Here is a 10,120-nt window from a genome sequence, read left to right on the forward strand (position 1 = left end):
GCGGCACGTAGCTTTGGCTCCATCCCAATTGTTCGGAATCAGTGGTTCCTGAAAGGTCTTGCCATGGGTTGGATCGGGTTTCCATGCTCCTTCGCGCCGGCTCCGGCGTTCCGTACCTGGTCCGCGAAGGGAGTCCGGTCATGATCATGATGCCCCATTCCGCCGTGCAGACTGCGGCGTGGCCGTTCTTCGCAGGGGTGGATTTCTCACTCTGGCACCGCTACATGCCGCTCGCGCTGGCCGGGATGGTGGTTTGGGGCTTGTGGCTTTACCGGGTCATACTTTCCCGCCGGGCGCAGCCCATCATCAGCAACTTTTCTGCCACCACCTCGGTGATAGTTCCGTCATTCCACGAAGATGTCGACATCCTGATGCGGTGCCTGGACTCGTGGCTGGCCCAGAACCCAACCGAGATCATCATCGTCCTGGACGTCAAAGACCTCGAGGCATACGACCGGATCGTTGAATTGCGGAACCCGGTGGTGCGTCCGGTGTTGTTCCACCATGCGGGAAAGCGTTCCGCGCTGGGGTGCGGTGTCCGGGCGGCCCGGGGCGAGTTACTGATCTTTGTGGATTCGGACACGTCGTGGGAGCCGGGGCTCTTGGCTGCCGTTCAGATGCCGTTCGAAGACCCCTGGGTGGGCGGGGTGGGAACCCAGCAGAACGTCTACGATCGGAATTCGAGCATCTGGCGCCGGATCGCGGACTGGCTGGTTAACCTTCGGTATTTCGATTATGTCCCCGCCATGGGCAGGGCCGGCGCGGTGGCCTGCCTGTCCGGGCGGACTGCGGCCTACCGGAGGTCGGTTGTTTTGCCGGTGCTTTCGAACCTGGAAGACGAGTTCTTCCTTGGGCGGCGGTGCATTTCGGGCGACGACGGCCGGCTCACCTGGCTGGTGCTCGCCTCCGGCTACAAGACGGTCCATCAGTCCTCGGCCAAGGCGCTTTCCATGTTCCCCAACAACCTGCGGGGTTTCATCAAGCAGCGCGTGCGCTGGAGCCGGAATTCCTACCGGTGCTATTTGACGGCGATGTACAAGGGCTGGCTGTGGAAGACACCCTTCGTCACCAAAGTCACGGTCCTGCAGATCCTGCTGACCCCGGTGACCATGGGCGTGACGATGACATACCTCCTTTGGGGACGGCTTGAGCTCACGCCGCTCGGCATCGTTTTCGCTCTTGCCTGGGTGCTTCTGGGACGCGGTATCCGCGGGCTGTCCCATTTGCGCCGGCATCCCCGGGATCTCCTCTTGCTGCCTTTGCTGACCCTTGTGGTCATTGTCATCGCACTTCCGGTGAAGGCCTATGCGTTCATCACGATGAATAAACAGGGCTGGCTCACCCGCAATGACACCGCAACCGGCGGGGAAGGTCAGACCGCCTCCACCCTCGTGCACAAGGAAGTCAGCTGATGCGCCGCCTAAGGTCCATGGCGCTTGGCGGCATCGCTTTATCGCTCTCCTTCCTTCCCCTGGCGGGCGGGAGCAGTTTCAACACCGCCCAGAATGCAGGGCCGGTCCCGCCTGCAATGTCGGCGCCGACGGCTACGAGCGACTCCGCCGCCGGTACTGCGGGCTACGCGGGCGATGCGGTCAACGAAGCTCGCCTGACCGCAGCCGAGGACCAACGGCTGTTCCGGGTTCGCCAGGTCGGAGTGACTGCGCGGATGCGGGGAGAAAAGCTACTCTCGCCGTACTTAGTAACGGACGGTCAATCGCGTACCTTGGTTCTGACCCCGAGACCGGCGGCATATGTGCCTGCGGATCTGCAAAGCCTGGCCGGAGAGTACTTCGTCCGCGAAGCTGACGGCGCATATTTCCTCGGCGAGAACGTGGTAATCCAGGCAGGCGCCGGATTATCACTGACTGCTCCAGGCGGCTTAACCCTTCATTTGGCCAGTACGGCGTCCGGCTTCGTTTCCATCGTCAACGATGGCGGGAAACTGGATATCAACGGCACACCGGACGCTCCAGTCATGGTGACCAGCTGGGATCGGGACAAGGGCGCCATCAACACCGATACGTCCCACGGCCGGGCCTACCTGCGTTCCATCGGTGGAACCACGACCATCACCAACGCCCGCATTGACTCGCTCGGCTTCTGGGCGGGCCGGACCGGTGGTGTGGCGATTACAGGAACGGACCGGCCAACGAGCCAGGCGCAAAACACGCCCAAGACCCCCCGTTCTCCGTCCACGAAGGCCGCCGTGCCGCCAACTCCAGGGATCCGCACCCTTGAGGCCGATCCAAGAGAGTCACCCGATAATTACGCCACGGCATCCATCAGGGACACCACCATCTCAGGCAACGCCTTCGGAATATTCGTCACGAAGTCCCGCGGCATGGAAATCAGTCACGTGGCGGTCCAAAATAGCCTGGTGGACGGCGTCGTGCTGCACCGTTTTGTCACCGGTGCTCGTGTCACTGAGACCACGTCCTCACACAACGCGGGCAACGGCTTTGTCCTGGCGCGTGCAACTGCCGAGATCACCTTGACTCATGCCGGAGCTGACTTAAATGGCCGCAGCGGTATCCTGCTACGGGGTCAGCCGTTAAGCGATGGTCCGTCGGCAGGCGGGGATCTCGCGAGTGTTTCCTCGGGCCACACAGTTTCGGGAAGCCACGCCGAAGGAAACCGTCGTTACGGCATCGAAGTGGTCGGCTGCAGGAACATCGAGCTCCATGACAACACCATCACCGGTAACGACCGCGGCATCGACCTCTCCCATGCCGTATCTGGTGCCACGATCGATGGGAACAGGTTTGAAAATCAGAAGACGCGCTCCGTGTCGGTAACTGACGGCGCCGCCGACACGGTAGTCGCGGCCAATTCCATCAACGGCGGGAAAACTGCGATCTACTTGCGTAACAGCCCGGGAATCGTGACGCGAAACAGCATGACCGGCCTGACCAATCACGGGATCACGGTTCTTGGACATTCACCGGTCCGCTTGTTCCGCAATGTAATCACCGGCTCAGGCCCCAGCGCCCTGGATCTGCGGGACAACCGTAGCAGCGTCCTGCAGAGTGAGAACGATGTCAGCGGGTGGAACAAAACCGCCCCGTTCTGGGTCCAGGTGGCGAACTTCTTCCAGCCTTTGACCATTATCTGGACGTTGTTGGCCCTCCTGCTGGCTTTCACTGCCTTCAAGGGTCTTCGCGGGCGCAGGAGAGTGGTTCATCCTTACGCGAAGCAGGCGCCCCTGGCGGCGTTTACCTCGGGTGGCTTACCCTTTGCAGGCCCTCCGCAGTCTCCCGGCACCCAACGGACCTGGGATTCGAGCGATTCAACGGGAAACCGAAGATGAAAGCCGATCGCCAACTGGGCCGCGCCTCCTCGTTCATCCTCGCCGGCGCCATGGTCGTTCTTTTCATCGTGGTGGGGCTGGCCTCGATGACAATGCACGATGCAGCAGGGCTTTCCGAGCCGAGTCTGCGTGCGCGGACAGCCCCGCCATCCGGGATGCCCGCTCCGACGGAGGATCCCACCCAAAATTCAACGGCCGACGCCGCCTCGATGAGCGAGGCGGCACTTAATGCCCGCCCGGGCCAAGGTCCCGTTCCGGCGGCCGCCGCGATCGACTGCCCTGGCCCGACGGTGCGGGTGCGGAACAAGGAGGAGCTGTACAGTGCGCTCGGCAGAGCCAACCCCGGGGATGTCATTTCCCTGTCCGACGGAGTCTATTCCGGGAACTTCACGGCTAACCGGGCCGGGACGCCGGAGCGGCGCATCTACCTCTGCGGCGGAGCCGGCGCCGTCCTTGACGGCGGCGGAACCGACACGGGATACGTCCTGCACCTTGATCATGCGGACTATTGGGTCATTTCCGGCCTGACGGTTCGCAACGGCCAGAAAGGCATCGTCGCCGATACAGTCAAAGGCGCCATACTCCAGAAGGTTACCGTGACCGGCCTAGGGCAGGAAGGCATCCATCTCCGCCGGAACAGCACCTCGAACCTTGTGGTCGAAAACACCGTACGGGATACCGGAAAGGTCACCCCTGAGTACGGCGAAGGCATCTATGTCGGGACCGCTGTCAGCAACTGGTGCTCAGTCACCGCGTGCCGGCCCGATGAAAGCAACTTCAACGTGTTGGCCCGGAACACGATTTCCAATACGACCGCCGAAAACATCGACATCAAAGAAGGAACCATCCAAGGTGTCATTTCCGGTAATTCCTTCAGCGGCAACGGCATGACTTCCTCCGATGCCTGGGTCAACGTCAAAGGCAACGCGTGGACCATCGAAAACAACACAGGAACTGACAGCCCCCGCGACGGATTCCAGACGCACAACATCCTGCTCGGCTGGGGAGACCACAACCTCTTCCGGTCCAACATCGCCACCATCGGCGGCCGGGGGACCGCCGTCGCATCTACCCCGCCAATGAACAACACTGTCGCATGCTCTAACCAGGTCATCGGCAATGGACGGCTCAGCAACATCAAATGCACCCATCTCTGACCGGACATCTTTCCCAGCAGGGGAGAAAACGCTGAAAGGACAGCCATGCACAACGCCATCAATGCCGGCACGGCCTCCGGGCTGGAGGCGCTGCCGCCCGGGCCCGCGGCCAGACCCGAGATCACAGTCATCGGCACCGGATACCTGGGTGCGACCCACGCGGTCTGCATGGCCTCCCTTGGCTTGACCGTCACAGGAATCGATATCGACGCCGACAAGATCGCCTCGCTCACCCGGGGAACCTTGCCGTTTTTCGAACCAGGGTTGGAGCAGCTTCTTAGGCAGGCCCTGGATACCGGCCGATTGTCGTTCACGACGGACTTCGCCGCCGCGGCGAAGGCTGACGTGCACTTCCTGTGTATCGGCACCCCACAAGCCCCGGATTCACTCGCCGCCGACCTCACGTATGTGTACGCGGGCATCCGACGGCTTGCACCGCATCTGTCCAGAAAATGCCTCATCGCCGGAAAATCCACGGTACCCATCGGAACGGCGCAGCGCCTGGCAGCCTTGGTCCGGGCGACGTCCCCTGCCGGGCCGTTCGTCGAGCTGGCGTGGAATCCCGAATTCCTTAGAGAAGGACACGCAGTCGAAGATACTCTTCACCCGGACCGCCTGGTGTTCGGGGTCGCGTCCGACTGGGCCCGGGACCAACTGACGGCTTGCTTTGCGCCCATCATCGAACACGGCACACCGGTGGTGTCCACCGATCTTGCCACGGCCGAACTCGTCAAAGCCGCAGCGAACTCGTTCCTGGCCACCAAGATTTCCTACATCAACGCGATGGCGGAAATCTGCGAGGCAACGGGTGCGGATGTCAACCATCTCGCCCGGGCGCTATCCTTCGACGACCGGATCGGCGGCCGGTTCCTCAAACCCGGGCTCGGTTTCGGCGGCGGATGCCTGCCAAAAGATATCCGCGCCTTCGCCCACCGGGCGGCCGAGCTCGGCGTCGGACAGGCCGTCGGGTTCCTCCGCGAGATTGACGCGATCAATCAACGGCGCCGCCAGCGGACAGTGGACCTGATCACGGAAATGGCCTTCGGGGACCTGTCGGGTGTGCGCGTCACCGTGCTCGGGGCCGCGTTCAAGCCCGACTCAGACGATATCCGCGACGCCCCGGCCCTTGATGTCGCCCGGCTGCTCCACCAAGCCCGCGCCCGCGTCACCGTCTATGACCCGAAGGCCATGGACAACGCCCGCAAAGCTTACCCGGAATTAAGCTATGCACCGACCCTTGAGGCGGCAGTTTCCGGCGCTGAAGTGGTTGCGCTTCTCACCGAATGGGACGAGTTCAAGAAAGCGGACCCAGCCATGATCGGGGACCTGGTGGACCTGCGCAACATCGTGGACGGAAGACACGCGCTGGATGCCCAGGCCTACCGTGCGGCGGGCTGGGACTACCGCGCACTGGGCTCGCCAGCGGCCATCCGGGGTTCCGCGGACATACGTCGCTTCGAGCCGCAGTTTTCGGCACACCCGCATGGGGTTGCGCTCTAAGCCGGGGGCCAGGGTGGGCATCGTTACGTCAGGAACGGCGATGGGTGGGGGAGAAGCACCGCACAGGTGCTTCAGGTATCCGCTACTTGGCCGGCGGTTCGCCCTTCAGGGCTTCAGGACTCCGCGCCGCCGTGCAAGCCGTCGTCGCTGCTGTCGTCTTCGGGGCCGGGAGCGCCACTGGCGTCGCTACGGTCGGAAAGGTCCATGTTCCCGCGGGCCTCATCCATGGTGGGACCGCCGGACGGCACGCTATAGGTGTCCGGACGGAGACCGTGCGCCTGTTCCTCGATCAAGGCCTGCTCCTCGCTGAAGCGGATCGCGTTGGCCTCATCGCCGGCATCGCCGGGGATGTCTTCGCGCAACTCCGACGGGTTGGGCACGATGAATCCTGCTGTGGGTTCTTCCTTTGGCTTGCTCATATCCTTACCTTTCTCCTCATTGCAAATACAACCCCTTAGTCACCGTAACCGGGGAACGAGGAAGATACCAAGTGCACTTAGTATCCGGGCGGGAAGGCGACAATCCCGGTATCCAGCGGTTCATTGGAGATGCTGCGCGGACTTCTGCAGGCGACGGGTTTTGACCCTGAGCTGGATGATCCGCGCGGCACCGGCTGCAGCCACCAGGATTCCGCCGCCCACGGCAGCGATGAACAGGCCCATGCCCAAAGGCACCGTGCCATCCAGGCCCAGAAAGACGATTCTGGCCGGGTCCTGGTTCTGAAGGATGAAAATGATCAGCAGCACCAGCAGCACCAACGCGGTCACTACAGTCGCCCACACCATCCCGGCCCGCGTCACACCCGCCGGGGACTCCCGACCAGCGGTCCCGGACGCCACCGTCGCCGGCTGCGTTGGCGACGGTGGCGTTGCCGGGGGAGGGCCGGCATTCGAAGGCACGTCCGGCGGCGGCGCTCCGGGCGTCAACGGATCAGAGTTCATAACGAGATCTCCTGCCTTCTTTGCGGTCTGGCGTAGGCCGCCATGGGACTTGCTGCTTCTCAGATTCCGGAAACCGCCCCGTGGTTAACGGCGGGTGTCGTCAACACCTTCGGTGTCGATGTGTTCCTTGCGGACTTCCTCATCGACCGTGGCCTCGTCGGTCACTGCCTCTTTGTTCAGGCGGACTCGCTCGACGGGTACGGTTTCCTTCTCCACCACGGGGCGTTCCTCGTGGAGGGTGACCTCGTGTTCGTCCTCGCTGATGTCGGGGCCGTTCATGGCGTCGCCGCGATTGGCGTCGGTGATCGGTTCGCGTTCGAGGCGGACTTCTTCGCGCTGGACAGGGACGGTCTGGGTGACGTTTTCGGTGGTGACGTATTTGCGAAGACGTGCCCGGCCCGTGGCCTGCTTCTCGGTGCGGACGTTCACCTGTTCCTCGGAGCGGGTCATAGCGTCATCCGTGGCGTCAGAGGCGGCGTCGGTGTAGGTCCGGGTGCCGCCACTGCGCTGGTAGTGGGTGTAGAGGCGGTCTTCCTCAGCGGGCTCCAAGTGCCCGTCGGCGTCCACGCGAGGGGCGTCCTTGACCAGGTCCTTGTCGTACGGGACCACCAGGTCGTTCCCTTCGATCCTTGCACCTTCAAGCGGCACGAACGATTCCGACGTTCCGAACAGGCCGGTCTTGACCGTTACCCACTCTGGCTGACCGGTCTCGTCGTCGGCGTAAACCTCGCCGATGGAGCCGATCTTGGTCCCGTCCGGGGACAGGACGTTTCCGGAGTTCTGGAGCAGTGCTTCGATGTTTTCCGCAGTGAGCATGGTGTATCTCCTTCGATGGTGAATCACGGGTGGGCTGCGATGTTGTGTTCGGTCTGTCGCCGTCGCGATGGAGCCGGACGGCGCGGGGCCGCTTGGTGCCGGCCGGTGTTTGGCTTAGATCTGGTGTGCGCCGGGCTGGCGGGGGCTCTCCGGCGGAAGGTACTGCGCGGCGGCGTCCTTGATTTGCTCAGACGCCGGGGGAGCCGCCTGGGCGTGGGCCTTGATCTTGGGGGCTTCTTCTTCGGCGCGGTTCAGATACCGCTCCCAGCGGGCAGACATGGGCTTGATCAGCCCGCCGCCCACACCGACGACCACGACGCCGACAATGGCTGCGAGGACGGCGATCAGGATCGGGGTGGTGACCGTGGTGGCGATGTCGACCTGGTTCAGGGCGGCAATGACGCCGATGCCCAGGATGAAGATGCTGGCAATGTTGGCCAAAACCTTGCCGTAGGACAGGCCGCCAAGTGAGCCCTGGATCAGGGTCTTTACGGCGGCGGCGATCGCTGCGCTGATCACGACGATGATGATCGCAACCACGATCTTGGGCAGGAAGGCGATGATCGCTGCCAGCAGCACGCTGACCGGGTTCGGGCCGAAGACGCCGAAGGCGAACTGCAGCACGAAAAGCACCAGGGCGTAATAGACGATCTTGGAAATGATGTCGCTTGCATCAAGCGAGGATTTCGCCATGGCGTCCTTGAGGGCGCCGCGTTCGACCAGGCGGTCGAAGCCGACCCTGTGCAGCACCTTGGAAAGGGCCGTGGAGATTGCCTTGGCGATCAGCAGCCCAACGATAAGGATGACCAGGAACAGCAGGAACGCAGGAATGAACGTTGCCACGACGGTCAGCCCGGCTTTAAGCGAGTCGAGAATATCCACGGGTGAACCTTTCAATCAGGCGACGGGGGAGGGGACCCGGGGTAGAGGCCGTTCTGCGCGGCCTTCCCTGTGACAACGATAAGCATGCTTACTATTGCCTTGGCAAGCGTCTTTACGAATTTTCTAAAGATGGGCGCCAAACCGCGGGATCACCCGATCGCCGGTCGGACGACCCGGAATCCGCAGAATCACGGGGCGATTCAGCGGATCACGGCCGGACCGGGGGATAGGACGAATTGATTGCCTGATGTTTCCGGGTAGGTCGGGTTTGAGAACTACAATGGGTGGATGGCTGGCAGCCGCAATCCACTCGACGACCTGCGGGGAACAATCGTCCATCTGGCCGATCAGCTCAAGCTGCCCGGTTCGGAGCGCGTGGACGAGCTGGTCGGCGATCTGCTCGGTGCAAGGCCAGGGCCGGCCCGGCCGCTGTCGGAGGTGCAGGCCGAGCTCGATGCGCTGGTGGGGCTGGAGACGGTGAAGGAGCAGGTGCGGGCCCTCGTCGCGCTGCTCCAGGTCCAGGCGCGCCGCAAGGCGCATGGCCTGCCAGAGGTGGCCACCTCGCAGCATCTGGTGTTCCTCGGAAACCCGGGAACCGGGAAGACCACCGTGGCCCGGCTCCTGGCAGAGATGTACCGCGCGGTCGGCCTGCTGCAGAAAGGCCACCTGGTCGAGGTCGACCGTTCGGGCCTGGTGGGGCAGTACGTCGGCGCGACTGCCATCAAGACGGACCGGGTGATCCGGCGTGCGCTGGATGGCGTCCTGTTCATCGACGAGGCCTACTCGCTGGTTCCGGAGGACGGGCGCATGGACTTCGGCCCCGAGGCGATCGAGGTCCTGCTCAAGCGGATGGAGGACCACCGTCACCGCCTCGTGGTGATCGTGGCCGGGTACCCGCGGCTGATGGAGTCCTTCTTGCTCTCAAACCCCGGACTGCGCTCCCGCTTCGCCCGCGAGATCACGTTCCCCGACTACTCGGTCGAGGAACTCCAGACGATCTTCCACCAGATGCTGGCCCAGCACGAGTACACGTTGGGGCCGGGGGCGGACCAGATGCTGCGCCGCATCCTCACAGGGCTCCACGCTGGCGAGGACTCCGGCAACGCCCGGTTTGCCCGGACGCTGTTCGAGCAGGCGCTCAACCGCCAGGCGCTGCGGCTCTCGCGCGATGAGGGGCAGAGTCTCGACGCCCTCGACCGCGAGGCCGTCGTTACGCTCACCGCGGACGACATCGCGGAGGCCGCGCTGGCCTTGGGCGAGGAGCCGGAGCCCACGCCGGAACCGGAGCAGCTACCATGGTGGCGCCGCTGGCTAATCTGACCGGATCCGGCGGGCGGCTGTCAGGCGAATGCCCGTCCCATCCGTGGAATCCCGGGGCTGTTTAGGCAATGGCGGCAGGATCAGGGGATAGGACGAATTGATTCATCTGGTGGTATCGCAAAGTCTTACTTTACATAGTGTAGATTATCGGCGTAAAACTAACGGGAGTTGCGTTAGGTGCGAGAACTCCCGTCTGC

General features: G+C 63.3%; 9 protein-coding genes. 5 read left to right on the forward strand and 4 right to left on the reverse strand.

All coding sequences use genetic code 11. The features are described from left to right. The first annotated feature begins 83 nt into the window (after nucleotides 1-83). Genes L0B83_RS11090 through L0B83_RS11105 form a run of 4 tightly spaced genes read left to right on the forward strand, consistent with a single transcriptional unit; the run spans nucleotide 84 to nucleotide 5,964 of the window. On the forward strand, nucleotides 84-1,412 hold the full coding sequence (locus L0B83_RS11090; protein ID WP_234758467.1) for a glycosyltransferase: 1,329 nt from the start codon (nucleotides 84-86) through the stop codon (nucleotides 1,410-1,412). Beyond that, the gene (locus L0B83_RS11095) at nucleotides 1,412-3,307 is read left to right on the forward strand and encodes a right-handed parallel beta-helix repeat-containing protein (RefSeq protein ID WP_234758468.1); all 1,896 of its coding nucleotides are present in this window, start codon (nucleotides 1,412-1,414) and stop codon (nucleotides 3,305-3,307) included. The genes L0B83_RS11090 and L0B83_RS11095 overlap by 1 nt, the downstream gene beginning before the upstream one ends. Beyond that, on the forward strand, nucleotides 3,304-4,464 hold the full coding sequence (locus tag L0B83_RS11100; RefSeq protein ID WP_234758469.1) for a right-handed parallel beta-helix repeat-containing protein: 1,161 nt from the start codon (nucleotides 3,304-3,306) through the stop codon (nucleotides 4,462-4,464). The genes L0B83_RS11095 and L0B83_RS11100 overlap by 4 nt, the downstream gene beginning before the upstream one ends. A gap of 45 nt (nucleotides 4,465-4,509) precedes the next feature. Then, on the forward strand, nucleotides 4,510-5,964 hold the full coding sequence (locus L0B83_RS11105) for a UDP-glucose dehydrogenase family protein (RefSeq protein ID WP_234758470.1): 1,455 nt from the start codon (nucleotides 4,510-4,512) through the stop codon (nucleotides 5,962-5,964). Between the two features lie 113 nt (nucleotides 5,965-6,077). On the opposite strand, the gene L0B83_RS11110 is transcribed toward L0B83_RS11105, so the two are convergent. The 4 genes from L0B83_RS11110 to L0B83_RS11125 form a co-directional block, all read right to left on the reverse strand. Beyond that, entirely contained in the window at nucleotides 6,078-6,383 is a 306-nt protein-coding gene (locus L0B83_RS11110; protein ID WP_234758471.1) for a hypothetical protein, read from the reverse strand. A 120-nt stretch (nucleotides 6,384-6,503) separates the two neighbouring features. Beyond that, nucleotides 6,504-6,905 carry a LapA family protein gene (locus tag L0B83_RS11115; RefSeq protein ID WP_308193982.1) on the reverse strand — a complete coding sequence of 134 codons (402 nt, stop codon included), beginning with the start codon at nucleotides 6,903-6,905 and terminating at the stop codon, nucleotides 6,504-6,506. 84 nt (nucleotides 6,906-6,989) lie between these two features. Next, nucleotides 6,990-7,721: a DUF2382 domain-containing protein gene (locus L0B83_RS11120; RefSeq protein WP_234758472.1), complete on the reverse strand. Its 732-nt coding sequence runs from the start codon at nucleotides 7,719-7,721 to the stop codon at nucleotides 6,990-6,992. A gap of 114 nt (nucleotides 7,722-7,835) precedes the next feature. Next, nucleotides 7,836-8,603, reverse strand: a complete 768-nt coding sequence (locus L0B83_RS11125; protein ID WP_234758473.1) for a mechanosensitive ion channel family protein — start codon at nucleotides 8,601-8,603, stop codon at nucleotides 7,836-7,838. A gap of 288 nt (nucleotides 8,604-8,891) precedes the next feature. Here L0B83_RS11125 and L0B83_RS11130 point away from each other — a divergent pair, with 288 nt between their 5' ends. After that, nucleotides 8,892-9,923, forward strand: coding sequence for an AAA family ATPase (locus L0B83_RS11130; RefSeq protein WP_234758474.1), 1,032 nt, complete (start codon nucleotides 8,892-8,894; stop codon nucleotides 9,921-9,923). Nucleotides 9,924-10,120 lie beyond the last annotated feature (197 nt).

This window comes from Arthrobacter alkaliphilus (genome assembly GCF_021483235.1).
Classification (GTDB): domain Bacteria; phylum Actinomycetota; class Actinomycetes; order Actinomycetales; family Micrococcaceae; genus Arthrobacter; species Arthrobacter alkaliphilus.